This window comes from Hypericibacter adhaerens (assembly GCF_008728835.1).
GTDB lineage: Bacteria > Pseudomonadota > Alphaproteobacteria > Dongiales > Dongiaceae > Hypericibacter > Hypericibacter adhaerens.
Map to the genome: position 1 here is coordinate 995,038 of NZ_CP042582.1, position 25,520 is coordinate 1,020,557.

General features: G+C 68.3%; 21 protein-coding genes. 6 read left to right on the forward strand and 15 right to left on the reverse strand.

Annotated features, from left to right (window positions below; genetic code table 11):
- Positions 1-172: 172 nt before the first annotated feature.
- Together FRZ61_RS04440 and FRZ61_RS04445 are read right to left on the reverse strand one after the other, a co-directional pair.
- A complete protein-coding gene (locus FRZ61_RS04440; protein WP_151115174.1) occupies positions 173-1,963 on the reverse strand; it encodes an adenylate/guanylate cyclase domain-containing protein in 1,791 nt (596 codons plus the stop codon).
- A 290-nt stretch (positions 1,964-2,253) separates the two neighbouring features.
- On the reverse strand, positions 2,254-5,637 hold the full coding sequence (locus tag FRZ61_RS04445; RefSeq protein ID WP_191909295.1) for an MFS transporter: 3,384 nt from the start codon (positions 5,635-5,637) through the stop codon (positions 2,254-2,256).
- 207 nt (positions 5,638-5,844) lie between these two features.
- On the opposite strand from FRZ61_RS04445, the gene FRZ61_RS04450 reads away from it, so the two are divergent.
- On the forward strand, positions 5,845-6,849 hold the full coding sequence (locus FRZ61_RS04450) for an AAA family ATPase (RefSeq protein WP_191909296.1): 1,005 nt from the start codon (positions 5,845-5,847) through the stop codon (positions 6,847-6,849).
- 192 nt (positions 6,850-7,041) lie between these two features.
- Here FRZ61_RS04450 and FRZ61_RS04455 read toward each other — a convergent pair whose 3' ends face one another.
- The 7 genes from FRZ61_RS04455 to FRZ61_RS04485 all read right to left on the reverse strand — a co-directional run bounded on the left by FRZ61_RS04455 (position 7,042) and on the right by FRZ61_RS04485 (position 13,610).
- Complete coding sequence (locus tag FRZ61_RS04455; protein ID WP_151115180.1) at positions 7,042-7,335, reverse strand: hypothetical protein; 294 nt, start codon at positions 7,333-7,335, stop codon at positions 7,042-7,044.
- 18 nt (positions 7,336-7,353) lie between these two features.
- Positions 7,354-7,632 (reverse strand): hypothetical protein, encoded by a 279-nt coding sequence (locus FRZ61_RS04460; RefSeq protein ID WP_151115182.1) that lies wholly within the window; start codon positions 7,630-7,632, stop codon positions 7,354-7,356.
- 222 nt (positions 7,633-7,854) lie between these two features.
- Positions 7,855-8,826: a TauD/TfdA dioxygenase family protein gene (locus FRZ61_RS04465; RefSeq protein WP_151115184.1), complete on the reverse strand. Its 972-nt coding sequence runs from the start codon at positions 8,824-8,826 to the stop codon at positions 7,855-7,857.
- A gap of 50 nt (positions 8,827-8,876) precedes the next feature.
- On the reverse strand, positions 8,877-9,728 hold the full coding sequence (locus FRZ61_RS04470; protein ID WP_225309111.1) for an ABC transporter permease: 852 nt from the start codon (positions 9,726-9,728) through the stop codon (positions 8,877-8,879).
- An 18-nt stretch (positions 9,729-9,746) separates the two neighbouring features.
- Positions 9,747-10,694 carry an ABC transporter permease gene (locus FRZ61_RS04475; protein ID WP_151120680.1) on the reverse strand — a complete coding sequence of 316 codons (948 nt, stop codon included), beginning with the start codon at positions 10,692-10,694 and terminating at the stop codon, positions 9,747-9,749.
- Positions 10,694-12,289, reverse strand: a complete 1,596-nt coding sequence (locus FRZ61_RS04480) for an ABC transporter substrate-binding protein (protein ID WP_191909297.1) — start codon at positions 12,287-12,289, stop codon at positions 10,694-10,696. The genes FRZ61_RS04475 and FRZ61_RS04480 overlap by 1 nt, the downstream gene beginning before the upstream one ends.
- 79 nt (positions 12,290-12,368) lie before the next feature.
- Positions 12,369-13,610 (reverse strand): TauD/TfdA family dioxygenase, encoded by a 1,242-nt coding sequence (locus FRZ61_RS04485; protein WP_151115188.1) that lies wholly within the window; start codon positions 13,608-13,610, stop codon positions 12,369-12,371.
- 301 nt (positions 13,611-13,911) lie between these two features.
- Here FRZ61_RS04485 and FRZ61_RS04490 point away from each other — a divergent pair, with 301 nt between their 5' ends.
- Positions 13,912-14,841, forward strand: coding sequence for a LysR family transcriptional regulator (locus FRZ61_RS04490; protein ID WP_151115190.1), 930 nt, complete (start codon positions 13,912-13,914; stop codon positions 14,839-14,841).
- A gap of 39 nt (positions 14,842-14,880) precedes the next feature.
- Here FRZ61_RS04490 and FRZ61_RS04495 read toward each other — a convergent pair whose 3' ends face one another.
- The 3 genes from FRZ61_RS04495 to FRZ61_RS04505 all read right to left on the reverse strand — a co-directional run bounded on the left by FRZ61_RS04495 (position 14,881) and on the right by FRZ61_RS04505 (position 18,708).
- Entirely contained in the window at positions 14,881-16,596 is a 1,716-nt protein-coding gene (locus tag FRZ61_RS04495; protein WP_151115192.1) for an acetolactate synthase catalytic subunit, read from the reverse strand.
- 54 nt (positions 16,597-16,650) lie between these two features.
- Complete coding sequence (locus FRZ61_RS04500; RefSeq protein ID WP_151115193.1) at positions 16,651-17,487, reverse strand: SDR family NAD(P)-dependent oxidoreductase; 837 nt, start codon at positions 17,485-17,487, stop codon at positions 16,651-16,653.
- A gap of 108 nt (positions 17,488-17,595) precedes the next feature.
- Positions 17,596-18,708 (reverse strand): ABC transporter substrate-binding protein, encoded by a 1,113-nt coding sequence (locus FRZ61_RS04505; RefSeq protein WP_191909298.1) that lies wholly within the window; start codon positions 18,706-18,708, stop codon positions 17,596-17,598.
- A 120-nt stretch (positions 18,709-18,828) separates the two neighbouring features.
- On the opposite strand from FRZ61_RS04505, the gene FRZ61_RS04510 reads away from it, so the two are divergent.
- Together FRZ61_RS04510 and FRZ61_RS04515 are read left to right on the forward strand one after the other, a co-directional pair.
- Positions 18,829-19,863 carry a LacI family DNA-binding transcriptional regulator gene (locus tag FRZ61_RS04510; RefSeq protein ID WP_151115197.1) on the forward strand — a complete coding sequence of 345 codons (1,035 nt, stop codon included), beginning with the start codon at positions 18,829-18,831 and terminating at the stop codon, positions 19,861-19,863.
- Between the two features lie 52 nt (positions 19,864-19,915).
- The gene (locus FRZ61_RS04515; protein WP_151115199.1) at positions 19,916-20,515 is read left to right on the forward strand and encodes a hypothetical protein; all 600 of its coding nucleotides are present in this window, start codon (positions 19,916-19,918) and stop codon (positions 20,513-20,515) included.
- An 80-nt stretch (positions 20,516-20,595) separates the two neighbouring features.
- Here FRZ61_RS04515 and FRZ61_RS04520 read toward each other — a convergent pair whose 3' ends face one another.
- Positions 20,596-21,126 (reverse strand): alpha/beta fold hydrolase, encoded by a 531-nt coding sequence (locus tag FRZ61_RS04520; protein ID WP_191909299.1) that lies wholly within the window; start codon positions 21,124-21,126, stop codon positions 20,596-20,598.
- A 291-nt stretch (positions 21,127-21,417) separates the two neighbouring features.
- Complete coding sequence (locus FRZ61_RS04525; RefSeq protein WP_151115203.1) at positions 21,418-22,314, reverse strand: LysR family transcriptional regulator; 897 nt, start codon at positions 22,312-22,314, stop codon at positions 21,418-21,420.
- Positions 22,315-22,438: 124 nt separating this feature from the next.
- Between FRZ61_RS04525 and FRZ61_RS04530 the strand changes: the two genes are divergently transcribed.
- Entirely contained in the window at positions 22,439-23,743 is a 1,305-nt protein-coding gene (locus FRZ61_RS04530; RefSeq protein WP_151115205.1) for an MFS transporter, read from the forward strand.
- A 187-nt stretch (positions 23,744-23,930) separates the two neighbouring features.
- Positions 23,931-24,422 carry a PAS domain-containing protein gene (locus FRZ61_RS04535; RefSeq protein WP_191909300.1) on the forward strand — a complete coding sequence of 164 codons (492 nt, stop codon included), beginning with the start codon at positions 23,931-23,933 and terminating at the stop codon, positions 24,420-24,422.
- Between the two features lie 113 nt (positions 24,423-24,535).
- Here the strand turns inward: FRZ61_RS04535 and FRZ61_RS04540 are convergent, their stop codons facing one another.
- Positions 24,536-25,441 carry an isocitrate lyase/PEP mutase family protein gene (locus tag FRZ61_RS04540; RefSeq protein WP_151115209.1) on the reverse strand — a complete coding sequence of 302 codons (906 nt, stop codon included), beginning with the start codon at positions 25,439-25,441 and terminating at the stop codon, positions 24,536-24,538.
- Positions 25,442-25,520: the final 79 nt, after the last annotated feature.

The following is a 25,520-nucleotide window of genomic DNA, read 5'->3' on the forward strand; positions in this document are numbered from 1 at the left end:
CCGAGGGGACGGATCTGGCGAAGGCAGCCGTCATCCCCGGAGAGGATGCGGCGAGACTTCGCTTCATATAATGGCGATGGCGCCCGTCGCTGTCAGCCGCAAAGACGTCCTCCGACCCATGCGGGCGACGCAAACCCGTCGCAGACCTCTGATCCGAAAAGGAAAAAGCCGTTCACCCTTCAGGCACGCCCGCCTTGCGCATGCCGTCATAGATATGCTCGCGGCCGGCGAGATAGGCCGGATTGTCGGTCACGGCGCCGGCCCGCATGCGGGCGATGGTGAAGGTCGGGTCGAGGGCCAGCCCGGAGGCAGCCGCGGCCTTCGCCTCCTCGGTGCGGCCGAGATGGCTGAGCGCCGCCGCGAGGCCGAAATGCGCGATCGGCAGGTTGCGGTTGCGTTCGATCGATCCGCGGAAGCGGGCCGCCGCATCCTCGTCCGCGCGGAGCTGCAGCTTGGCGAAGCCCGCACCCATCAGCCAGATATGGGCGTTGGTATCGCGCGGGCTGAGGCGGAGCGCCTCGTTCAGATGCGCCTCGGTCTCTTCGCCGCGGCCGGCGAAATATTTCGCCTGGCCGATCGCCCATTGCGCCATCGCCAGATTCGGATCGAGCGCCAGCGCCCGCTCGCATTCGGCGATGCCCTGCGCGATGCGGGCGGTATGGATCAGCACGAACCCCAGGAGGTAATGCGCCCAGGCATGGTTGGGCGCGACCTTGAGCACGCGGGTCAAGGTCGATTCCGCTGCGGAAAAGCGCGAGGTGCGATCGTCGGCCGTGAAGATGAAGCCGCCCATCATGTCGACCGTCGCGGTCCCGACGAGGGCCTCGATATTGCCGGGATCGAGCGCCAGCGCCCGCTCGAAGAAACCCCGCGCCTGGGCGGCGTATTCGGGCGCCCAGCCTTTCGCTGCTGCCGCGAGGCCCTGGAAATGCAGATCCATCGAGTCCGGTCGCGGCGAGCGCTCCGCGCGGCGCGCCTCGGCCGCAATGAGCTCGCTGTTGAGCGTGCCGGCGAGCCGGCCCACGATCTCGTCCTGCATGTCGAAGAGGTCGGTCAGCGGCTTGTCGAACCGCTCGGCCCAGAGATGGTTGCCGGTCTCGGCATCGACCAGCTGGACATTGACGCGCATGCGGCTGCCGCCGCGCTGCACGCTGCCTTCGAGCACGTAGCGGACATTGAGGTCGCGGCCGATCGCCTTCACGTCGATCGGCTTGCCCTTGTAGGTGAAGGCGGTGTTCCGTGCGATGACGAAGGAGCCGGCGATGCGGGAGAGGTCGGTCGTCAGGCTCTCGGTGATGCCGTCGACGAAATATTCCTGCTCCGGGTCGCCGCCGAAATTGGCGAAGGGGAGCACGACGATGGAGAGATGCGGCGGCGGGGCTGCGGCGCCGGCTGCCGTCGCCGCGCCGTCCTGCCGGCGGGTCGCGGCCGGACCCTCGAGCTCGACGCTGAAGACGCGCACCTTGCGGGCGATATGTTTCAGCGCCTTCTCGCCGCGATCGATGAAGTGTTCCTTCACCCGGTCGCGCACCTGGCGCCAGGCATCCTCCGAAAGGCTGATGCCGCCGGGCGCGGCCTCGCCCTCGAGCCGGGCGGCAATGTTGACGGCGTCCCCCATCAGGTCGCCGTCGTTCTCCTCGACCACGTCGCCGACATGGATGCCGATGCGGAAATCGATGCGTTGTTCGGGCGGAAGCCCGGCATTGCGCTCGGCCATGCCGGCCTGCACCTCGATGGCGCAGCGCACGGCGTCGACGGCGCTGCGGAACTCGACCAGGCTGCCGTCGCCGGTGCGTTTCACGACGCGGCCGTGATGCACCTGGATCAAGGGATCGATCAGGTCGCTGCGCAGGGCACGCAAGCGGGCGAGGGTGCGCTCCTCGTCGGCACCCGCCAGGCGCGAATAGCCCGCGATATCCGCCGCGAGGATCGCCGCCAGCTTGCGCTGAATCTGCTCCGCCATAAGGCCTCCCCCGGGGCTTTATGACCGCGATCCTAGCATCCGCTGCAGCCCTGTCACCCCCGCCAAGGCGGATGAAGCGTGTTTGGCGCCGCTCGCGTCACCCCCCGTGCCCAGACAGACCAAGGCCGGTTCAACCCTTTCGTCATGCCGGCGAAGGCCGGCATCCATGAACACCGACCGTGCTCTATTCCGTGCAACGGGTGTTCATGGATCCCGGCCCAAGGCCGGGATGACGATTGAGCGGAACGCGTTCGATTCCCTGGGATCGCAGGAGCTATCGGCTCCCTTCCTCACGCCACCGCTGCCGCGATCTCCTTCGCCTTCTTGAGGTCGGCCTTGCCCGAGCCCAGCACCGGCAGCGCGTCGAGCTTGCGGATGCCGTCGCGCTTGGGTAGCCAGAGCTTGGGCAGGCCGGTGGCGCCGAGCCCTTCGAGCACCGCCTCGGGCGTCGCGTCGCCCTCATAGAGCAGGACGATCTTTTCGCCCTTGGCAGGGTCGGGGACGCCCACGACGATCGCGGCGCGCAGGCCGGGGATCGCCAGCGCCGCGTCCTCGATGCGTCCATGCGGCACCATCTCGCCGGCGATCTTGGAGAAGCGCGAGAGCCGGCCGGTGATCTTGATGAAGCCGTCTTCATCGATGAGCGCGATGTCGCCGCTCCTGTACCAGCCGTCGACCATCGCTTCGGCCGTGCGCGCCGGATCGCCGATATAGCCATCCATCATGCCGGGCCCCTTCACCAGCAGCATGCCCTCGGCGCCGTCGGGCACCTCGGCACCGGTTTCAGGATCGACGGTCCGCACCGCGACCCCGGGAATGGGGCGGCCGACCGTGCCTTCCTTCTGGCCGGCCTGGGCCTCGGTACCGTCCTCGACATCCGTGCTGTTGACCGCGACGACCGGTCCCATCTCCGTCATGCCGAACCCCTCGAGCGGGCGCAGCCCGAACTTGGCGGCGAAGGCGTCGGCGATCTCGGGCCGCAACCGCTCGGCACCGGTCACGACATGGCGCAGCGTCTTCATCTCGTCGGGCTCGGCCGCGCGCGTCCAGGCCTGGAGGAAGGTGGGCGTGCCGATCAAGGCCGTCGCCCCCGATTTCTTCACCAGCGGCCCGATCGCCTTGGCATCGAGCGGATTGGCGTGATAGGCGGCGCCGATGCCGGCCACCAGCGGCAGGCAGAGCGTTCCCGTGAAGCCGAAGGAATGGAAGAAGGGCAGCACGCCCGCGATGACATCGTCGCGGTCGATCCACAGCACCTGCGCCACCGCCTCGAGATTGGCGATGATCGCCCGGTGGCTCAGGATGGCGCCCTTGGGCTCGCCGGTGCTGCCGCTCGAGAACATGACGGTGGCGGGCGGCGGCGATCCTTCGAGCGGTCCGCCCATCAGCCGCGCGATCAGGCGCGCGGGCAGAAGCAGCGCCATCGCCGCCGCCTTGAGCTTCTCGGGCTTCGAGATGCCCGTCAGCAGATCCTCGACATAGAGCGCCCCCGGCGGCGGTGCCAGCTTCGCCTTCTCGAGGAACGCCCTCGCGGTGATCACGGTCTCGATCCCGCAGCGCCGGATCATCGAGGCCATGGCTTCGGGGCCGGCGGTGAAGTTGAGGTTGACCGGCGTCTTGCCGGCCAGCATCAGCCCAGCATTGACCAGCGCCGCCGCGACCGAGGCCGGCATCACGATCCCGACCATGGGCTTCTGCGACCGGAACCGTTTCGCCAGGAGGATCGACGCGATCGCCACTTCGCCGAAGCGGAGCTTGCGGCCGGTGGTGTCCATGAGGGCCTGCGTGCGCCAGCGCCGCTTCGCGGTCTCGAGGATGCGGACCTGCAGCCGGTCGTTGGCGGCGGCGCGCCGTGCCCAGGCCTCGCTGCCCAGCGCCAGCACGGCGCGGCGCGCGGCCCAGGCGCTGGGCCTGGCGAGCGGCTTGCCGAAGCTCACCGTCACCGGCCGGATCAGCCGCTCGGGCCATTTCCAGAAGAAGCGGCCGCCCTTGTAGCTGAAGATCGAGCCCCAGACCTGGTCGAGATGGACCGGGATCACCGGCACATCGAGCCCGTTCGCGATCAGCTCCAGCCCGCGCTTGAAGGGCAGCGTCGAGCCGGTGCGGCTGATGGCGCCCTCGGCGAAGATGCAGACCACATGGCCTTCCTCGAGCTCGGCCCGCGCGCGCTTGATGGCGGCGACCGCGTCGCGCCCGCCGCTGACCGGAATCACCTTCATGCGGCGGAGGAACCAGCCGAAGGCGCCCTTGAAGAATCCGGACCAGGCCAGGAAGCGCACGAAGCGCTGGACGCAGGCCCCGACCAGGAGCCCGTCGACGAAGGACATATGGTTGCAGACGAGAAGCGCCGGCCCCCGCTGCGGCACATTCTCCGGTCCCTCGATGCGGATCCGGTAGAGCGTGTGGGTGGCGAGCCAGAGCAGGAAGCGGGCGAGGAACTCCGGCACGGTCCAGATCGCGACGGCGGTCGCGATCAGGGTGCCGATGCCGGCCGCCAGGATTCCGGCGGCGGTGCTCCATTCGAGCACGCTGCCGAAGAACCAGGCGAGGCCGGAGGCGAGCAGGATGCCGGCGGTGCCGACCATGTTGGTGACGGCCACCACGCGCCCGCGCTCGTCGAGCGGCGCCTTGAGCTGGATCGCCGCGTTCAAGGGCACGATGAAGAGGCCGCCGGCAACGCCCAGGAAAGCGAGCGCCGGCAGGGCCGCCTCGACCGAGCCGGTGACGCCCGAAAGCCAGAGCGCACCGATGCCCATGCCGATCGAGCCCAGCGGCACCAGCCCGGGCTCGACCTTGGGCCCGGAGAGCCGCCCGGCGGCAAGCGAGCCCACGCCGATGCCGATCGCGACCGCCGCCTGCAGCAGGCCGGTGCCCGAGCCGCCGAGATCCAGATCCTCGCGGCCGAGGCGGATCGCCATCATCTGGAGGAAGGCGCCGAGGAGCCAGAACCAGGCGATGCCGGCGGCCGTCATGGCCATGTCGCGGTTAGCGAGGATCGCCTTGAAGCCGGGCAGGAGATCGGCCGAGGGCCGGAGCGAGAAGGGCCGCGTCTCGCGCGGCTCGGGCGCGCGCTCGGTATGGAAGGCGGCGAAGGCGCCGAGCGCCGCGATCGCAACCATGATCGCGCCGATTGCGGCCGGGCTCATCAGGTCGAACAGCAGGCCGCCGATGACGGCGCCGAGGATGATGGCGAGGAAGGTCGAGGATTCGAGCAGCGCATTGCCGCGCGAGAGCGCGGTCGAATCCAGGATCTCGGGGAGGATGCCGTATTTGGCGGGGCTGAAGAAGGCGGCCTGGGTCGAGACCAGGAAGAGGGCGCCCAGCATCGCCCATTCCTGGCCGCTCATGAGCGCCGGGATCGCGATCAGCATGGCCGGAATCTCGAACAGCTTCACCCGGGCGACGACGCGGTCCTTGCGCCGCCGGTCGGCGAGCTGGCCGGCCCAGCCGGAGAAGAGCAGGAAGGGCAGGATGAAGGCGCCGCCCACGGCTGCGATGAAGGAGGCGGCCTCGGCGTTTGTCGCCTCGCTGGTGCCGGTCGCGACCAGCACGACCGTCATCTTCAGGATATTGTCGTTGAGGGAGCCCAGGAACTGGGCCGTCATCAGCGCGAGGAAACCGCGCCGGCGCAGGAGGGCGCCGTAGCCCTTCGCCTCGCCATCGACCGGTTTCATGGGCGCCCCCGACCGTCCCGCCGCTTCATGACATCCCGCATGCCGCCCCACCCATGCCCGTTCCCCCTGGGCAAGGCGCGCCCATATTATCGCAGTCTCCGCGGAACGCCCGGGTTTCGTTCCAGGGCCGCGCCGCTCCCTTGTTGGCGCGCCCGCGGTCGATGGCGTTAGGATGGGACGGATCGACCAGGAGCTTGACCTCATCCCATGCCCCGCGGCTTCATCATCGGCGGTTTCCGCCTGCCGACCGTCGGCCATAAATTCCTGATCGAGTTCGCCTCGCATTGGTGCCAGGGCGATCTCGACGTGATGCTCAACACGCGCGACGAGGACGCCATCCCCGGCGCGGTGCGCCATCGCTGGCTCGCCGACCAGTTCCGCGGCCTGGCCCGCATCCACCGCTTCCACAACGCGCTGCCCGAGGACTCCGCCGCTCCGGATTTCTGGCAGCTATGGAACCGGGCCATCCTGAAGCTGCTCGAAGGCCGGGCACCCGAGCTGCTCTTCGCCTCGGAGAGCTATGGAAAGCGGCTCGCGGCCGATCTGGGCGCGCGCTTCATCCCGGTCGATGCGCCGCGCGACGCCATCCCCATCTCGGCCAGCCGCGTGACGGCGGGGATCGGCGAGCATTGGGGGCTGCTTCTGCCCGAGGCGCGGCCCTCCTTCCTCAAACGGGTCGCGATCGTCGGGCCCGAGAGCTGCGGCAAGACCACCTTCGCGCGGCGCCTGGCGGCCGTGTTCCGCACCGTCCACGTGCCGGAATTCGCCCGCTCCTATCTCGAGGCCACGGACCCCTCGAAATATCCGGACCTCGCCGACATCGAGATCATCGCCAAAGGCCACGCGGCGTCCGAGGACGCGCTCGCCCGCCAGGCCAACCGGCTCCTGGTGCTTGACACCGACCATGTCTGCACGGCGGTCTGGAGCGAGGTGGCGCTGGGGAAGGTGCCGCCCGCGGTCGAGGCCGAGATCGCCCGGCGCCCTTACGACCTGCGCCTGCTCATGGCCGACGACGTGCCCTTCACGCCCGACCCGCTGCGCTATGCCGGGCAATCACGGCAGATGACGCTGGCGCATTTCACCGACGCGCTCGACCGGCGCGGGCTCGCCTACACGATCATCGATGGCGGCTGGACCGAGCGCACCAAGAAGGCCGCGGCCGCGGTCGACGGGCTGATGGCGGAGCCGTACCGGTTCCACGCGGTGCCGTGACGTTATTCCTTCCTCTCCACCCGCGAAGCCGGGGGGAGAGGGTAGGGTGAAGGGGCTTCGATGCCGGGCGAGATGTTGAAAAACTCGTTCGGTTCTTCGGCCGCCCCCTCACCCTACCCTCTCCCCCACGTTTGTGGGGGAGAGGAAGAGATATATGACCCTTACGCAGGAAAGGATGCGGGGCGCTGTCCGTCAGGCGGCCCTTGCGGCCGGCGCCGTCTCGAGGCGATAGACGAATCCCGGCTCGATGACGAACTCGCCGGCGCGCAGCAACGTCACGTCATAGCCGCCGTCGCGCCGCAGCGGCGCGATGCCGTGGAAGACGAGCCGGCGGCCGGCATGGTCGAGGATCGCCGCCGCGATCGGCTGCTCGCCATAGAAGCCGATGACCGGCCCGTCGACGGTGGGATCGACGATGACGTGGAAGTCGATATGGTCATGCTTGATCGTCGCGAACCGCGACTTGATGGCGGCGATGTCCAGCATGTCCGTCTCCGGCTTGGCCTAGGCCGCCCGGGCGGGCCGGCCCGCATCGAGCCGATAGACGAGGCCGGGCTCCACGATCCATTCGCCCGGCCGCAGCGCCTTCACGTCGTAGCTGCCGTCGCGCCGGTGCGGCGCGACGCCGTCATAGGTGAAACGGCGGCCGAAATAATCGAGCACCGCCGCGGCGATCGGCGTCTCCTTGAAGAAGCCGATGATCGGGCCGTCGGGCCGCGGCTCATAGACGATGTGGAGTTCGGCGGGCTGCTGGTTGATCGCGGCGATGCGCATGGGCTTCATACCTTGAAAAGCCCCTCTCTTGTCGCGAGGGCGGGGCCTGATGGCGTCGCCCGGCGGGATGATCGGCGATCCGATGCGATCGTCGCAGGGACCCGTGAAAGATCCCTGAAAGCACAGGCGTCACCTTTCTAAGAACGGGTTGCTGGAGCGCCAGTTCCAGCGCGACGGGCTGTCGCAGCCGCGGCCAGCATCCCAGCCATGCCGCAGAATGACAGGGCCGAACTATCCGGCCGCCTGGCTGCGCAGTTCCTGGGCGGCCGAGAGGATCGGCTGGCCTCTGAGGGATCGTGACGGCGTCCCATCGACCCCGACCAGCGGTTGCCCGACCAGGGTGACCCGGTAGAGCTGCCGGTCGAAATCGGAATCGTAGATGTCCCTGGGCGCCAGATGCGCGGTCGCGCGATTGTCCCAGAAGGCGATGTCGCCTTCGCGCCACTTGAAGCGCACCGTGTATTCCGGACGGGTGATGTGCTCCCAGAGGATCTCCAGGATCTTCTGGCTCTCGCGGGGCGTCATCCCGACGATCGAGGTCAGGAAATAGGGGCTGACATAGAGGACGCGCTCCCCCGTTTCCGCATGGACGGTCACGAGCGGATGCTCGCTTTCGAGCGCCCGGCGCTTGATGAGGTCGTTATATTCCATCGAGCCCCCGTCGTCGCGCGGTATGAACTTGTGGAGGCCGCGCAGCCCGTCGACGAAGGCGCGCATCGGCTGGGACAGGCCGGCATAGGCGGCGGCGAGGCTGGTCCAGTAGGTGTCGCCGCCATAGGGCGGAATCGTCACGCCGCGCAGGATCGAGGCGCAGGGCGGGTTCACCGCCGCCGTGATGTCGGTGTGCCAGCCGTACCAGGGCGTCAGGAGCGCGGTCTCGTCCTCGCGGTTCGCGGCCCGGATCTTCGCGACCGAATAGACCTCGGGATAGGAATCGACATGGCCGAAGACGGTGTGGCCGATGGTCGGCTCGCCGAACTGCCGCGCCATGGCGACATGCTGCGCATGGTCGAGATGCTGCCCGCGGAAGAAGACGACCTTCCATTTGAGGAAGGCTTCGCGCACCTCCCTGAGCTGCTCGGGCGGCAGCGGCTTCTTGAGATCGACGCCGCCGATCTCCGCGCCGATATGGAGGGTGAGGGGAGAGACGTCGATATGCTCGGGCTGCTTGGCGGCCGTTGTCTGGAGGGTCGAGGAGGCCATTGTCTTTCTCCGGGTCGCTTCCTGTGTCGAGAAAAAGGGCGGTCCGCTCGCTAGGCCGGCCCCAGATCGCGCTTGCGAACGAGGGAATCCAGCGTGAGCGTCACGCCGATCGTGATCGAGGCGATGGCGGCGGCCGGGGCCATCGGCGCCAGGGAGCCGGCCAGAAGCCCCGACATGTTCTCGCGCACCATGCCTCCCCAATCCGCCTGGGGCGGCTGGACCCCGAGGCCCAGGAAGCTGAGCGCGCTGATGAAGAGGATCGAATAGGTGAAGCGAAGGCCGAGATCGGCCACCAGCGGCTGGAGGATGTTCGGCAGGATCTCCTTCCAGACGATCCAGAGGGTGCCTTCGCCTTGCAGCCGGGCCGCTTCGACGAACTCGGTCACCGAGATCTCCATGGTGAGCGCCCGCGACAGGCGGAAGACGCGGGTGCCCTCGATCAGGGCGACCGTTCCCACCAGCACGGGCAGCGAGGTGCCGAGCCCGGTGATCACGATCAGCGCCAGCATCACGGCCGGAAAGGCCAGAAGCGCATCGACGGCACGGCTGAGGAGGGTGTCGAGTAGCCCGCGAAACAGGCCCGCGATGCCGCCCAGCAGGACGCCGCCGACGAAGGCGAAGAAGGTCGTGACGGCGGCCAGCCCCAGCGTCAGCCGGGCGCCGTAGAGCAGCCTGGAGAACACGTCCCGGCCCAGCGAATCGGTGCCGAGCAGTGTGTCGGCGCTCATCGGCCCGAAGGCGGAATCGCCCACGAGGTCGGCCTGGCCGTGAGGCGCCAGCAGGGGCGCCAAGAGCGCCACCAGGATCCAGGCGCCGACGATGGCCAGCCCGGCCAGGCTCGCCATGTCCGTCCGGCGGCGGATCATCCGCGAGCTGCCGGCGAGAAGATTCTCGGTTGCCATCGCTGCCTGCTTCCGTTCCTACCGGGGCTGCCGCAAGCGCGGGTTGGCGAGGATCGAGACGATGTCCGCGGCCAGATTGAGGATCACATAGGCGCTGCAGAACACCATGGCGCAGGCCTGCACGATCGGGATGTCGCGCGTGGTGACGGCATCGACCATGAGCTTGGCGAGGCCCGGATAGCTGAACATCGTCTCGACGATCACGACCCCGCCGATCAGATAGGCGAGGTTGATCGCCACCGCATTGGCGACGGGCGCCACGACGTTGGGCAGCGCATGGTGCAGCACGATCGCGGGCCGGCTGACGCCCTTCAGGGTCGCGGTCTCGATATAGGGCGCTTCCAGCACGTTCAGCAGCGCCATGCGGGTCATGCGCGCCATATGAGCGAGGATGCCCGCGGTGAGGGTCATGACCGGCAGCGCCAGCGTGCGCAGGGTCGCGAGCCATGACTGCCCGTCGCTCAGATAGGCGATCCCGGGGAGCCAGCGCAGGCTGACCGCGAAGACGGCGACCAGGACGGCGGCCACGAAGAATTCCGGCGCCGAGGCCGTGCACAAGGCGGCGACCATGACGGATTTGAGGCCGAGGCTGCGGGGATAGATCGCGGAGAAGATCCCGATCAGGAGCGCCAGCGGAACCGCGACCGCCGCCGTCGCCAGGGCGAGCAGCAGGGTGTTGCCCAACCGCTCGCCCATCAGCTCCGACACCGCGCGCCCGGTCGCGAGCGAGGTGCCCAGATCGCCGCTCGCGAAGCCGGAGAGCCAGGTGAGGTATCGCAGAACGGCCGGTTGATCCAGCGCCATCGCCTGCCGCAGCGCCGCGACCGTCTCGGGCGTGGCGCTCTGGCCGAGCACGGCATCCGCCACGTCGCCCGGCAGGATCTCGGTCCCCACGAAAACGAGGACCGAGACCACGAGCAGCGTGAGAACCCCCTGGAGGGTGCGGCGGACCAGCAGCGACCACATCAGCTTTGCAGCCAGACCTCCTCCCAATGCCATTCGCCCATGGCGCCGGTGGGATAGGGCACAAGACCCTGGATCTTCTTCGAGACGCCGTCCAGCAGGTCGATGAAGACCGGAACGATGACGCCGCCGTCATCCGAGATCATGCGCTGCGCCTGGCAGTAGATGTCCTTGCGCTTCGCTGCATCGAGGGTCTGCCGGCCGTCGGCCAGCAGCTTGTCGAACTCCGGATTCTTCCAGTGGGTCTCGTTCCAGGTCGCGCCGGATTCATAGACAAGGCTCAGCATGATGTCGGCCGTCGCGCGCATGTTCCATCCGGAAACCGAGAACGGCACCTTCAGCCAGATGCTCTTCCAGTAGCCGTCGCTCGGATCGCGGATGACCTTCACCGTGACGCCACCCTCGGCCGCCATCTGGCTGTAGAGCGTGGCCAGCGCCACCCCGCCCGGAACCGCGTCGGAGCAATGCAGCTCGACGCTGAGGTCCGAGGCCCCCGCCTTGGCGAGCAGCTCCTTGGCCTTGGCCACGTCGCGCTGGCGCTGCGGCAGATCGCTGCAATAAAAGGGGTAGACCGGCGCGATGGGCTGATCGTTGCCGACCTGCCCCAGGCCGTTATAGACCAGCTTCAGCACGCGCTCCCGATCGATGAGCAGCTTGAGGGCGGCCCGCACCTCGGGCTTGTCGAAGGGCGGCTGGTCGATCTCCATGACGATGGGCACGTGATAGCCGGAGGGGCTGCGGAAGGCGGCCGCGTTCGGCGAGTTGTTCACCAGATCCACGGACTTCGCATCCAGCGCTTCGACCATGTCGAGCTCGCCGGAAAGCAACCCGTTCACGCGGGCCACCGGGTCCGCCACCACGCGCAGCTCGAGCCCGTCCAGATAGGGGAGTCCCTTCTTCCAGTAGTTCTCGTTCCGGACCAGGGTCGTGGAGATGCCGGGCTTGAATTCCTTCAGCTTGAAGGGACCGGTGCCGACGGCGTGATCGAAGGCCGTGAAATTCTCGGGCACGATGCCGACATTGTAATTGGCCAGCAGCGAGGGCAGGTCGGCATAGGGCGCTTTCAGGTTGATCAGCACCGTGGAATCGCCGTCGGCGCTGATCGCATCGGCGTCGACCACGGGGGCCACGAGCGAGCGATAGGGCGACGCCACGGCCGGATCGAGCAGCCGGCGCAGGCTGTAGACTGCATCGGCCGCGCGCAGCGGCCGGCCATCGTGGAACTGCACATCCTTGCGCAGGAAGAACTTCCATCTCTGCCCGCTCTCGTCCGCCTCCCAGCGCTCGGCCAGCTCCGGCCGCGGCACCAGATCGGGGCCGGTGCCGGTGAGCGTGTTGTAGAGCTGGCGCATCCGGGCATGGTCGCCCGCGTGATAGGATTTCGCCGGGTCGGCCGTGTCGTTGGCGGTTCCGGTCTTGAAGCCGATGCGCAGCTGTCCCCCGGGGGTCGGGTCGGCGGCGCGCGCCGTGCCGGTCGCCGCGAGCACGGAGACGGCAAAGGGGAGCGCCACGCCCAGCCGAGCCGCCTCCGCCATGAGCTGGCGGCGCGTCAGGCCCTGGCCACCGATGAATTGCCGCCCGCGATTCTCGTCTTTCACGCTTTCTCTCCCTTGGTCTTCCGTCATTGAGGTTGTGATGCCAGGCGCCGGCCTTGGCGGGCCGGGGCGATGGTTGCGGTCAGGCGTGGCTGCCGGCGGCGAGGCGCAGCTCCGCCTCGTCGCTGCCGAGCTTGCGGGCGAGGATGCGCAACCGGCTGTGAAACTCGGTGCGGTCCACATGGCATTGGCGCAGATGCCGCCGGCGGATGTCCGCGCTGAAGGCCGTCCGGCCATGCAGCACCCGGTGATTGTCGAAGATCATCAGCTCGCCGGGTCGCAAGGGCACGAGGCACCAGCGCCGTTCGTCGTAGTAGAGCTCGGACAGCAGCCGGAATGCCGTATAGAACGCCTCGATCTCGCCGGCGTCCAGATCGAGCGGGGCCATGACGCGATCGTTGAACCGCACGCCCTCGATGTTTCCGTCGGGATCGACCGAGATCAGGGGGGCGGCGGTCTGGACGTCGACCTCGCCCGCATAATGGCGCCGGTAGGGGACCCTGACGCGGCTCAGCAGCTCGAACATCTTCGGCTCGGCCTGCCGGAGCGCCTCGGCGACGCCGAAGCCGTCGACGAAGATCGAGACCCCGCCGCCATCGGCGCTGGCATCCATGCAGTGGAACAGGATGATGCCGGGTGGGCTGTAGCGGTAGGGCTCGTCCGTATGGGGCATCAGAGGCTCGGTCGAGTTGGCGATGCTCTTCTGCTCCGACGTCCACAGGATCTCGAACACCCGGCCGAAATTCGTCTCGACGAGCGGGCCGAACAGGGCGGCGAATTTCTCGAGCGCGCCCAGCTCGGGCGTCAGGTTGCGCACCAGGGCGATGCCGTAATCCCGGACCTTCCGGTAGAGGTCGAGCCGCGCCTGCGGGTCGGCGGCGACCTGGGCGGCATCCGCGTCCGGAAGCCTTTGCGCGATGCTGCCGTCCCAGAGCAGGGCGCGATGCCACCGGGAGAGCCGGTCCGCCACGGACAGGCTGTGCTCGCGCAGCCAGCCCGCCTCGTAGCGGCTGACATGACCGTCCGGCGCCCATTCGATCGTCAGGCCTCCGTCCGGCGACAGCGTCACCTTGGCGGGGGCGAGATCGGGCGGCAGGCCGCCGATCCGGAGGCGCCGCTTGCCGATCGCCGGGTCGCCGCAGAGATGGCACCGGCAGTTGTCGCGCAGCCAGAAGGCCGGATAGCGGCTGCGATGGCCGTCGCGCCAGACGATCTCGATGCTGCGGTTTGAACCGGTCGCCTCGGCGATGGCATCTTGTCCGAGGTTCGGCGGCGGGAGAGGCGTGCCCGATGCGGTGCGGCCGGCGATGTTGCCCATGCTCATGTGCCTTCGATCCGAGAACCGCCTGCTCCCGATCGAGCTCGTGAAGGGACCGAGTACCGGGATAGGCAATGGATTGGCGGGGGCCGGCTTTCTCGACCGGCGAAGGGCTCTCTAGCGCCTCCGCCTTCGCCGCTAAAGCAATATTGGCTTTAGATCTTCTTGAGCTCTGCTTTAGCGGCTCTTGATGTCGTATCGCCGCCCACGATAACCGATGCGGGTCACGCTAGAGAGGGGTCCGGGGGTGGTCCAATATCATTTAGAAGGCCTTCCCATATCACATCGGCATGGCTAGGGTTTGGTCATGGAATTTCGCGCCCTGCGATACTTCGTGACCATCGCCGAGGTCGGCAGCTTCAGCTCGGCCGCGCGCCTGCTGCATGTGGCGCAGCCGGCCCTGAGCCGCCAGATCCACAATCTCGAGCGCGAGCTCGGCGTCCCGCTGTTTCGCCGCACCGCGCGCGGGCTGCTGCTGACCGACAGCGGCCGGCAGCTTCTCGGCGACGGCCGCCAGATCCTCGAGGCCGCGGAGCAGGCGACGGCCCGCATCCGCCAGGATGCCAAAGGCGTCCGCGAGCCGGTTTCCGTGGCGCTGACTTCCTCCGCCAGCATGATCCTGACCGTCCCCCTGCTCAGGACCGTGGAGCGCGACTTGCCGTCGATCTCGCTCAGTATCGTCGAGAGCATGGTGGGCAGCGGCAGCGAGTGGCTGAACTGGGTCCGGGACCGGCATCTCGATCTCGCCGTGATGTATGACGTGGAGAAGCAGCCCGAGTTGCGCTCGGAGACCGTCCTGGTCGAGGAGCTGCGCCTCGTCGGCAAGTTCGGGCAGCGGCGGACAGGATCGCCGGTTCCGTTCGCGGCCCTGGCGAAATATCCGCTGGTGCTGCCCTCGCGCATCTTCCCGTTGCGGCAGATGATCGACCGGGCGGCGCAGCAGGCGGGAGTCGAGCTTCAGGTGGTCGACGAATCGAATTCCACGCTCGAGGTGAAACGGATGATCCGTCGCGGAAAGGTCTATTCGATCCTGACGCCCTGTGCCGTCTGGGAGGAGCGGCGGCACAAGGAGCTGTTCGCGGCGCGGATCGTGGAACCCTCGCTGTCGCGCCGCTTGAACATCATCAGCCTGGCCGGCTCGGTGCGGTCGCCGGCCGTGCGGACGATCCTGGACCAGCTCAAGCTCACGATGCGCCAGCTGGTGGAGGCCGGCAGCTGGGACGCCCGACTGACGTGATCGCCGGCGGGGCCGGCGGCGACGGGAGCCGGCGTCGGCTTACTCGAAATGCCCCTCGAAGGACGTGATCGGCGGCCGCGCGGCCGGGTCCGTCACGATGTCGAGCACCGTCACCTCGTTCGAGGCGAAGCCCTCCTGGATCGCCGGGCCGATATCCTGCGCGCGCTCGATGCGGAGGCCGCGGCAGCCGCAGGCGCGCGCGATCATGGCGTGGTCGACCGGCTCGAAGAAGACGGCGGTGGTGTGGTTGCCGAAGATCACGTCCTCGGCATCCTTCTGATAGCCCAGGATCTGGTTGTTGAGCACCGCCAGCACCAGCGGCAGCCGGTTGCGCCGCGCGGTCTCGAGCTCGGACCAGACATGGGCGAAGCCGCCATCGCCCGCGAGGCAGAAGACCGGCGCCTCGGGCCGCGCCAGCTTCGCACCGATCGCCATCGGCAGCCCCCAGCCCAGCCCCGCCATGCCGCGCGGCGTCAGAAAACGCTGACCGGGCTTGCGGCTGTGGAGGAAGTTCGAGGACCAGATCGAGGCATAGCTCGCGTCGGAGACGACGATATGGTCGGGCGTCAGGATGCGGTCGAGCTCGGCCATGACCCGCTCGGGCCGGATCGGCGAGGCGTCGGACGCGATCATTGGCCGCGCCTCCTCCTCGTGACGTCGCTTGGCGTCGGCGATGCGCGCCTCGAGCGCCGCGCGCGCCGATTGGCGCCTGGCCAGATCGCGTTTGCGCAACGCGGCCGTCAGCGCCTCCAGCGTCAGCTTGGCATCGCCCACCAGCCGCAGCGCCTCGTAATTGCGCCCGACCTCCTGCCCGTCGATGTCGAGATGGATGATCTGCGCCGTCTTCGGCAGGAGCTTCCAGGAATCGGTGCCGTTCTGGTTGGTGCGGTTGCCGACCAGGAGGATCACGTCGGCCTCGTCGATCAAGGGGCGCTGATAGCGCGCCACGCCGCGCGGCCCCATGAAGTAGCCGATCACGCCGAGGCTCAAGGGATGCGTCTCGGCGACCGTGCCCTTGCCCATGGAGGTGGTGGCGACGGGGAGATACGCCGTCTCCTGGAGCGCCGCCAGCGCCTCCTGCGCGCCCGAGCTGTGCACGCCGCCGCCGGCATAGACCAGCGGGCGCTCGGCCCGGGCCAGAAGATCGGCCGCGCGCTCGATCTGCGCCGGGTCGGCCAAGGTCCGGTCGATCGGATAATGGCCGAGCCGCTCCGCGCGCGACGAGGCCGCGACCGAGGTCTCGTTGATCAGGTCGTAGGGCACCAGCAGCACGGCGGGGCCGGGGCGGCCCGTGGTCGCCGCGGTGAAGGCCATGTCGACATAATCGTCGATGCGCTCGGCGGTGCCGATGCGGCGCATCCATTTCGACACGCCCTTGAAGAGGTCGATCTGGTTCAGCTCCTGGAAGGCGTTCTTGTCGGTGGCGCGGCGGTCGACATCCTGCACCAGCGCCACGACCGGGATCGACGCGGTCAGCGATTCCGCCAGCCCCGGCACCAGCAGCGTCGCGGCCGGCCCGTTCTGTGCGGTGACGACGCCCACCTTGCGCGAGATGCGCGCATAGGCGTCGGCCATCACGGCGCCGGCATTCTCGGTGCGGTAGGTGACCTGCCGGATGCCGAAATCGGGGGTGGCGAGGAAGAGGGCGCTGGGGATGCTCTGGCCGAACACGATCTCGACGCCATGGCGCTGGAGCGCGCCGGCGAAGGCCTGGGCCGCGGAAAGGTTGGAGGGACGGGACTTGCGGTCTGACATCGAGATTGGTCTTCGTTCAATTCCAGCGATGAGCGCGTGGGGATGCCGGCGTCGCTACCAGAGCGAGCCGGCGGCGATGGTGATGTCCTCGGCGGCGATGCCAAGGGCGTCGTCATGGCAGAGGAAGGCCGCGAGATTGCCGATCTCCTCGGGCTCGATGATCCGCTTCTGCGGGTAGGTGGCGGCGATGTCGGCGATCATCTGCTCCTCGCTGCGCGGGTCGTTGTCGCGCGCCTTCATGGTGCGCAGCGTGGAGCGCAGCATCCGGGTGTTGACGAAGCCGGGATTGATCGCGTTGCAGGTGACCCCGTGCGGCGCGCCCTCGAGCGCCACGCAGCGCGTGAGGCCGAGGATGCCGGCCTTGGAGGCGCAATAAGCGGCGTTGTCCTTGGCGCCGACATTGGCCGCGGTCGAGGCGATGTTGACGATGCGGCCCCATTTGCGGTCGATCATGCCCGGCAGGCAGCGCTTGATGGTGCGGTAATAGCCGGTGAGGTTGGTGTCGATGATGTTGAGCCAGGTCTCGTCGGGATGGCCCACCATCGGCTGCTCGGCGGCGATGCCGGCGGAATTGATCAGGATGTCGATCTTGCCGAAGGCCTTCTCGGTCGCGGCCACGAAGGCGTCGCAGGATGCGTTGGCGCGCACATCGAGATCGAGCCCGATCGCGCGCACGCCCTGGGCCTCGATCTCCCGGCAGGCGGCCTTGAGCTCCTGCTCGGCCGGGAAATAGCTGTCCTGGCCTTTGGGCACGGCGCCGTGGCTCGCGAGATAGGAACCGATCGCCACATCGGCGCCGCGCGCGGCCAGCGCCAGCGCGATGGCGCGGCCCTGTCCCGAGGCACCGCCCGTGACCATCGCGGCCCGGCCGCTCAGATAGCGATCCACCATGCGGAGTTCCGTTGCTTCGTTTGTCGTCGGTTCCCAGAGACAGCGAGTGACCGGGTCTGCGGGTGAAGCAGGCCCGGCCACCGCAGCGGCCAGCTCAAGTTGGGGCTTCTACTGGCCTGCCTTCACGTCCTCGTACATCTTCACGTATTTCTCGCGGGTCTCGGCCTTCTGCTCCTGGAGGAAGACGCCCTGCGAGAGGATATCGTCCTTGGATTCGATGCCGATCTCCTTGAGCCGGTCCGGCGAGACCAGGTCGAAGGCCTTGCGGTTCGAATGCGCATAGCCGTACTGCTCCAGCATGTATTTGCCGGTCTCGGGCGAGAGCCAGGCATCGACATAGTCGTAGGCGTTCTGCTCCTTGCCCGGACCGTCCTTCATCATGATGAAGCCGTCGATCCAGCCGATGACGCCTTCCTTGGGCTTCATATAGGCCACGGGCACGCCCTGCTTCTTGAGCGCCGAGAAGGAGGCGCCCCAGGCATAGGCCGCGACCACCTCGCCCGCCGCCATCGCCTGCTCGAGCTCGGCCGGGTCGGTCCAGTAGAAGCGGTTGAGCTCGCGCTGCTTGCGCAGATGGTCCTTCACCTGCGCGATCTCCGCATCGCTCAAGTTGAAGGGATCCTTGATGCCCAAGGACATCGCGGCCGGGATCACGCTGCCATCCATCTCGACGGCGAGCGCGATCTTGCCCTTGTAGCGCTCGTCCCAGAGCAGCAGCCAGGACTGCTCCTTCGGCTGGCAGAGATCGGTGCGGTAGAGGACCGAGTTGTAGCCCCAGCCGCAGGGCGCGATCCATTGGTGGCCGTCGGTGTTCATGCCGGGACGGCTCGCCAGCTTCGGCATCACGTCGGGCCAGTTGCTGAGCCGCGTGGTGTCGATCGGCTTCAGCAGGCCCTGGTCGCGATAGCGCCCGATTGCGTAGCTGGTCGGATGCACCAGGTCGGTCTTGAAGCCGCTCTTGATCTTGACATAGGCCTCTTCGTCATCGCCGAAGATGGTGATGGTCGGCGACTTGCCGTATTTCTTGATGTAGGCCTGATGCAGCTCGGGGATCTCGTAGCCCGACCAGTCGAAGACCAGGAGGTCGTCGTCGGCGAGCGCTCCCCGGCTCAGGATCGGCAGGCTGACCAGCGCCAGCCCGCCGGCGCCCATCCAGCGCAACAGGCCGCGCCGGCCGATGACGCCGGGCATCGGCACGCCCTCCGCAAACAGCTTCTGCATTCCAATCCTCCCATGGTGTCTTGGCTTTTTTGTCGGCCTGCCTTTGGCGGCGGCCATTTCGTCCTTAAAATCGATGCAAAATCGATTTCGGAAATCGATTTTGTATGCTAACCCACGGCCATGTCAAATGCCGTTCGCAGCAAGATCACCATCAAGCAGGTGGCGGAGGCGTCGGGCGTCGCCCCCTCGACCGTATCCAACGCCTTGACCGGCAAGGGCTATGTCAGCGAGGAAACCCGCGGGCGGGTGCTGCAGGCGGCACAGAGCCTGGGCTATCGCGCCTCTTCGCTCGCCCGATCGCTCCGCCTGCAGCAGACCTGGTCGGTGGGGCTGCTGGTGGCCGATGTCTCGAACCCGTTCTTTCCGGCCGTGGTGCGCGGGGTCGAGGATGTGCTCTGGCGCCGGCAATACAACCTCGTGCTCTGCAACACCGACTACAACAAGGAGAAGGAGGCGGCCTATCTGCGCCATCTCCTCGACAAGCGGCTGGACGGGCTGATCCTCGCCTCGACCGCCGCCGACAGCGACGACGTGCTGGAGCTCCAGGCCGAGGGCGTGCCCTTCGTCATGCTGAACCGCCGCCATGTCAGCGCCCGCACGCCCTATGTCGGCATGGATAACGAGGGCGGCGTCGGCATGGCGATGGATCACCTCCTGGCGCTCGGCCACCGGCGCATCGCCTTCATCAAGGGCCGCGCCGATTCCAGTGCCGCCGAGGAACGTCATCAGGGCTATCGCCAGGCGCTCGAGCGCGAAGCCATCGCCTACGATCCGGCATTGGTGATGCAGGGCGACTACACGATCGAATCCGGCCATGCGGCGGCCGCGCGCTTCCTGGCGCTGCGCCGCCCCCCGACCGCGATCGTCTCGGCCAACGACTTCATGGCCTTCGGCGCCATGGCGCTCTTCAAGGAACGCGGACTCGCGGTGCCGTCCGAGATGTCGGTCATCGGCTTCGACGATATCTTCGTCTCGGCGCTGCCCTGGATCGAGCTGACGACGGTCCGGCCGCAATCCTGGCAGCTCGGCGCCAGTGCGGCCGAGCTGCTGCTGGAGCTGGTCGGCGGGCGCGAGGCCAACCGCCGGCGCGAGATCATCCTGCCGAACGAGCTGGTGCTGCGCGCGACCACGGCGCCGGCCCGGCCTGAGAGATAAGGACAAGGACGCCGTTCAAGACGCTTTCCGCCGACGAGGAAGGGGACCGCCCATGATCTATATCGAATATGTCGAGCGTGACCGCTTCATGCCGCTCGAGATCTTCCGTTATCTCGGCAACCAGGCGGCCTGGACGGCGCCGGAGGACGAGCTGGTCGGCTCCTTCGGCCGCACCATGCGCATCGGGCCGATGCCGAGCTACCTCGCCTTCTGGAAATGCGACGGCATGAAGCGCATGGACGAATGGGAAACGCATTTCCATTCCGACGCCGGCATCCGCGACACGCACGAGCTCGCCACCCACCGCGCCATCCATCTGCAGAAGGCCGGCTGCTACGACGAGCTCCTGACCGGCCCCAAGGCCGACCGCGAGGCGCTGTTCTATATCGAGTATTTCGCCACCAAGGCCGCCGTCACGGACGACCAGATCGCGAGCCATTTCCGCGCCCGCGCCAAGACGCATCCGGCGGCGGCGCTCAACTTCGTGCTGCGCCGGATCGGAAGGCTGGGGCCCGATCCCGGCGCCATGGCGGTCTGGAGCCTGACCGACTATGTGGCGCTCGAGCCTTTCACCCGCATCGATCTCGACACGGACCCGTTCCGGCCCGTCGATGTCGGGGTCTATCGCTGGTTCGGGAAAGAGATCTTGTGAGTGTAGGCAGTACGTGCGGATGAATCGCGCTTGTAGCTCACCCCTCCCCCTACCCCCTCCCGCAGGGGGAGGGGGCTTGCTCAAGGTAAGGCGGTGGGTGTAGCGCAAGCTCGGTCGAAGCTCCCGCAGGGGGAGGGGGCTTGCTCGAGGTAAGGCGGTGGGTGTAGCGCAAGCTCGGTCGAAGCTTGGAAGTAGAGTGAAGCGATCATGTCGACCTGCGGCTCCGCGATGAATCGGTTGACGTGTTCCGAGAAGGCGCGGTCGAGCGCGGCGCGGTCGGCCGTCACCGCCTGGGCCAGCTCGGCGCCGAGCCCGATGCCCGCCGCCACCGCGTCCGGAATCTTGAGATAGTCGATCAGGAGGCGCAGCTGCGCCTCCCAATCGCGCCAGCCGAGCTCGCCGGCCGGCTTGGCGCTCAGCCCGTGTCCGAGAAGATCGTAGCGGACGATCCGGAAGCCGGCCGCGAGCGGGGCCAGGAGCGGCTCCCACATGGCGAGGTCGCGGCCCCGGTCGTGGATCAGCAGCACCGGCCGCCCGCTGCCGGCGATCCGGTAGTGCGTGCCGAAGGCGATGTTGCGGATCTCCGCCAGAGTGCCGTGCGCGAACGTCATCGAGAATTTTCCGGCTTCACTCTTGCGGCAGGTTGTTGCGCAGGCTCGTGCAGAACCGATCCAGACCGGGCGCATGGCGCGGAGAATCCCGGAAGGGACCGCTCGATCATGGGGTGAATCTCCGCGCATTCAAAAGGGGCGGCGCGGAAGCGGTCAAAGGAGATTAAATTTCGGCGTCGAGAAGATTTGCTTCGCCGGCTGGCGCGGGACCGGTTCATCACTGATGCCGGCAGCTGCCGAATGACAGGGTATGCGCCAGGCTCGCCTGCGGAAGACGGCCGGCCTCCCGCCTCAGGTCGCGGCGATCTTGCTGTCGAGCATGGCGAGGAAACCGGCCAGCAGCGGCGAGGCCCCGTCGCGCCTGAGGGCGACGGCGAGGCTCACCTGGGCGGCCGCGTCGCGGATCTCCAGGTAGCGCACGCCCGGCACGCGGATGCATTCGAGCGGCGAGGGGATGACGGTGACGCCGAGGCCGGCCGCCACCAGCCCGATCTGCGTCGCGGCCTCGCTCGCCTCCTGCACCACCTTCGGCTCGAAGCCGGCTGCGAGCGCCAGTTGGCGCAGGGGCAGGCGCAGGCCGGTGCCGGCGCTCGCCGGGTAGGTGATGAAGCTCTCCTCGCGCAGCTCGGAGAACTCGACCGACCGCGCGCGGGCGAGGCGATGGCGCGCATGGATCGCGAGCCGCAGGGGATCGCGCCGGATCGGGCGGACGATCAGCTCGGGCGGCGCGTCCTCGCCGGTGTGGCGCAGGAAGCCGATCTCGAGCCGTCCCGCCAGGAGCGCCTCGATCTGGTCCGCCGTGAACATCTCGACCAGGGTCAGGGTCACGCGGGGCTGGCTGCCGCGATAGGCGCGGATCACCTCGGGCATCAGGCTGGTGAAGGGCAGCGAGGAGGTGAAGCCGATGCGCAGCTCGCCGATCTCGCCGCGCGCGGCCCGGCGCGCCTCCTCGGCGGCGCGCTCCGCCTCGGCCAGGATCGACCTCGCGCTGACGAGAAAGCGCTGGCCCGCGGGCGTGAGGGCGACGCGCCGCTTGGTCCGCTCGAAGAGCGCCAACCCCAGCTCGGCCTCGAGCGCCTTGATCTGCAGGCTCAAGGGCGGCTGGCCGATATGGAGCCGGCGCGCGGCCCGGGTGAAGCTCAGCTCCTCGGCGACGGCCAGGAAATAGCGCAGATGGCGCAGCTCCATTGATACCTCGAAGATATTAGTTACGCATAAATTATATATTGGACAGAATATAAGAGAAACGCCAGATTCGGCAGCGTGGGGTCGCCCGCCATGAGGCGCCCCGACCGGATTCCAGAGCGCGGCCATGCCCTCCGACATCACCTCGAGCCTGCCGAGCCCGGCGCTGCCCTTGCAGCCGCCCGAGGGGGCGGTCGCGGCGAGCGCGCCGGCCGCCGCGGCCCCGGTGCCCCGGATCGCCCATGGCACGCCGGCCTTCTGGGCGACCTCGCGCGCCATGTTCTTCGGCGGCTTCGCCACCTTCGCCATGCTCTACGGCCTGCAGCCGCTGATGCCGATGTTCTCCGACGAGTTCGCGCTCTCGCCGGCCGCCGCCAGCGGCGTGGTCTCGGCCGCGACCGGCGCGCTCGCGCTGATGCTGATTCCGGCGAGCCAGCTCGCCGACCGGATCGGCCGCAAGCCGCTCATGAATGCGGCGCTCTTCGCCGCGGCCCTGCTCACGCTTGCCTGCGGCTTCGCCGGCAGCTTCATGCAGCTCCTCATCCTGCGCGTGCTGCTGGGCATCGTGCTGGCGGGGCTGCCGGCGGTCGCGATGGCCTATCTCTCCGAGGAGATCGACCCGCATTCGCTGGGCCGCTCCATGGGACTCTATATCGCCGGCAACGGTCTGGGCGGCCTCTGCGGCCGGCTGATGGTCGCCGCCATCGCCGACTGGACCTCCTGGCGCACGGCGATGCTGGTGCTGGGGGCGATGGGGCTGCTGGCCGCGCTCGAGTTCTGGCGCAGCCTCCCGGCCTCGCGCCACTTCCGGCCTTCGCGGCTCTCGTTCGCGGATTTCCTCGACGGCGTGCGCACGCATTTCAGCGATGCCGGCATGCCCTGGATGTATGCGATCGGCTTCCTGATGATGGGCTGCTTCGTCAGCCTCTATAACTATCTGGGCTACCGCCTGGCGGCACCGCCCTTCGATCTGCGGCCGAGCCTGCTGGGCGCGGTCTTCTCGCTCTATATCGTCGGCATGATCGGCTCCACGGTGGTGGGCCGCCTCGCCGATCGCTTCGGGCGGCGCCATGTGCTCTGGGTCATGATCTGCCTGATGGCCGCAGGCCTCGCCTTGACGCTGGCCTCGAGCCTGGTCGTCGTCATGCTCGGCATCGCCACCGCGACCTTCGGTTTCTTCGGCGCGCATGCGGTGGTCAGCAGCTGGGTCGGCCGGCGCGCGCAGAATGCCCGCGCCCTCGCCACGGCGCTCTATCTGTTCTTCTTCTACATGGGCTCGAGCGCCATGGGCTCCGGCTCCGGCCTGATGTGGGAGTTCGGGCAGTGGCCCGCGGTCGCGGCCTTCCTCGGCCTCGTCGTCGCGCTGTCGCTCGCGATCGCGCTGCGGCTGCGCCGGCTGACCCCGCTCCCGATCAACGCCCATCGTCCCTGACGATCGAACCCCGGCCTTGGGTGCGTGAGAATCCGCCGCGGGAGAATCGCGGGAATCCGCGCGCCTTTACCATGCGCGGGGTCCTGCCACGGAAATGCCCCTTGCCCGCTTCCCCGGCAAATTCCGAACTCTATCCGGGAGCCTGCGAAGGAGATCGCGGGCGCCACCCGGGGGCCGGATGGAACAATTGGCACGAGACGCCGACACGCGCCTTGTCGAGTTCAGGCAGCGGCTCGGCGGCAAGGACCAGCGGACATTGCTGGACTACTGGCAGGCGAAGCGCGGCGCCCGGCCCATGCCCTCGCGCGCCGATATCGATCCGGCGGAGCTGGTGCCGTTGCTGTCCAACCTGATGCTGGTCGATGTGGTCGAGGGCGGCGCGCGCTTCCGCTTCCGGCTCGTCGGCACGCGGGTGGCCCGCGCCTCGGGCGAGGACCGCACCGGCCGCTTCTTCGACGAATATGCCTTCTTCCGCGCCTATCCCAGCGTGACCGAGCAGTATCGCCAGGTGGTCGCGAGCGGCGAGCCGATGCTCGCGACCGAGATCTTCTTCAACCGCGAGCATGGCACCGCCTATGACGTGGAGCGCCTCCTGCTGCCGCTCGGCCGCGAGGAGGGCCAGACCGACATGCTGCTCGCCCATTTCCGTTTCATGCGCGGGCCGTTCAGCCGGGAGTGACGGGGGCGCGCTTCGCGCGTCCCGTCATCCCCGCGCAAGCGGGGATCCAACTCTAAGTTTGGTGTGCTGGATCAAAATGGATCCCCGCTTGCGCGGGGATGACGATGAAGGCGTCACTCCCGCTCCGCCGAGAACCCTTCGATGATCTCGCGCGCCTGCTCCTCGTAGGCCGCTTCCTCCGCGCGCAGGCGCGAGAGGCCGACCAGCTCGTTGAAGACGGCGAAATCGACCATGTTCGGGCGCCAGGCGTCGCTGGTGCCGTCGCGGGCCAGCGTCTCGTAGAGGCCGGCCACCGCGGCGGCGATCGCATAGCTCGCCGCCACCGGATAGGCCACCATCGCGTAGCCGACTTCCTCCAGCGCCGCCGCCGGCAGGATCGGCGTCAGCCCGCCCTCGACATTGTTGGCCATGCAGGGGCCCGGCACCTCGGCGCAGATATAGCTCATCTCCTCGACCGTCAGCGGCGCCTCGACGAACAGCAGGTCGGCGCCGGCCTCGCGGTAGATCTGCGCGCGCTCGACCGCGGCCTCCAGCCCCTCGACCGCGCGCGCGTCGGTGCGCGCCATCAGGACCAGATCGCTGTCGCTGCGCGCGTCGAGCGCCGCCTTGATCTTCGCCACCATCTCGGCCACCGGCACCACCCGCTTGCCGCCCATATGGCCGCAGCGCTTGGGCGCCACCTGGTCCTCGATGAAGAGACCGGCGACGCCGGCGCGCTCGAAGGCGCGCACGGTGCGCCCCACATTGGCGGTGCCGCCATAGCCGGTATCGGCGTCGGCGAAGACCGGCAGCTCGGTCAGGTCGCAGAGCCGGGCATACATCTCCGCCATCTCGCTCATGCCGAGCTGCGCCACGTCGGGCGCGCCCAGGAGGCTCGCGGTCGCGGCATAGCCGCCGCAGGTGACGGCCGCGAAGCCGGCCTGCTCGGCGAGCCTCAAGGTGAGGGCGTCATGGACCCCTGGCAGCAGCAGGATCTCGGGGGCTTCGACCAGCAGGCGGAAACGGGTGCTGCGCTTCATGGACGGGGCTCCGGCAGGAAGGAGGGGGCGAACGGCAGTCGGGATCGGGCCAGCATAGCGGTGCCGGGCCCGTTCCGGC

Excerpts from the sequence above, each read along its gene's own strand:
- FRZ61_RS04515 (WP_151115199.1), top strand. The coding sequence starts at position 19,916 with ATGATCTATATCGAATATGTCGAGCGTGACCGCTTCATGCCGCTCGAG.
- FRZ61_RS04525 (WP_151115203.1), bottom strand. The coding sequence starts at position 22,314 with ATGGAGCTGCGCCATCTGCGCTATTTCCTGGCCGTCGCCGAGGAGCTG.
- FRZ61_RS04540 (WP_151115209.1), bottom strand. The coding sequence starts at position 25,441 with ATGAAGCGCAGCACCCGTTTCCGCCTGCTGGTCGAAGCCCCCGAGATC.
- FRZ61_RS04505 (WP_191909298.1), bottom strand. The coding sequence starts at position 18,708 with ATGCAGAAGCTGTTTGCGGAGGGCGTGCCGATGCCCGGCGTCATCGGC.
- FRZ61_RS04495 (WP_151115192.1), bottom strand. The coding sequence starts at position 16,596 with ATGTCAGACCGCAAGTCCCGTCCCTCCAACCTTTCCGCGGCCCAGGCC.
- FRZ61_RS04510 (WP_151115197.1), top strand. The coding sequence starts at position 18,829 with ATGTCAAATGCCGTTCGCAGCAAGATCACCATCAAGCAGGTGGCGGAG.
- FRZ61_RS04490 (WP_151115190.1), top strand. The coding sequence starts at position 13,912 with ATGGAATTTCGCGCCCTGCGATACTTCGTGACCATCGCCGAGGTCGGC.
- FRZ61_RS04450 (WP_191909296.1), top strand. The coding sequence starts at position 5,845 with ATGCCCCGCGGCTTCATCATCGGCGGTTTCCGCCTGCCGACCGTCGGC.
- FRZ61_RS04445 (WP_191909295.1), bottom strand. The coding sequence starts at position 5,637 with ATGAAACCGGTCGATGGCGAGGCGAAGGGCTACGGCGCCCTCCTGCGC.
- FRZ61_RS04475 (WP_151120680.1), bottom strand. The coding sequence starts at position 10,694 with ATGTGGTCGCTGCTGGTCCGCCGCACCCTCCAGGGGGTTCTCACGCTG.
- FRZ61_RS04460 (WP_151115182.1), bottom strand. The coding sequence starts at position 7,632 with ATGAAGCCCATGCGCATCGCCGCGATCAACCAGCAGCCCGCCGAACTC.
- FRZ61_RS04530 (WP_151115205.1), top strand. The coding sequence starts at position 22,439 with ATGCCCTCCGACATCACCTCGAGCCTGCCGAGCCCGGCGCTGCCCTTG.
- FRZ61_RS04440 (WP_151115174.1), bottom strand. The coding sequence starts at position 1,963 with ATGGCGGAGCAGATTCAGCGCAAGCTGGCGGCGATCCTCGCGGCGGAT.
- FRZ61_RS04465 (WP_151115184.1), bottom strand. The coding sequence starts at position 8,826 with ATGGCCTCCTCGACCCTCCAGACAACGGCCGCCAAGCAGCCCGAGCAT.
- FRZ61_RS04455 (WP_151115180.1), bottom strand. The coding sequence starts at position 7,335 with ATGCTGGACATCGCCGCCATCAAGTCGCGGTTCGCGACGATCAAGCAT.
- FRZ61_RS04520 (WP_191909299.1), bottom strand. The coding sequence starts at position 21,126 with ATGACGTTCGCGCACGGCACTCTGGCGGAGATCCGCAACATCGCCTTC.
- FRZ61_RS04470 (WP_225309111.1), bottom strand. The coding sequence starts at position 9,728 with ATGGCAACCGAGAATCTTCTCGCCGGCAGCTCGCGGATGATCCGCCGC.
- FRZ61_RS04500 (WP_151115193.1), bottom strand. The coding sequence starts at position 17,487 with ATGGTGGATCGCTATCTGAGCGGCCGGGCCGCGATGGTCACGGGCGGT.
- FRZ61_RS04485 (WP_151115188.1), bottom strand. The coding sequence starts at position 13,610 with ATGAGCATGGGCAACATCGCCGGCCGCACCGCATCGGGCACGCCTCTC.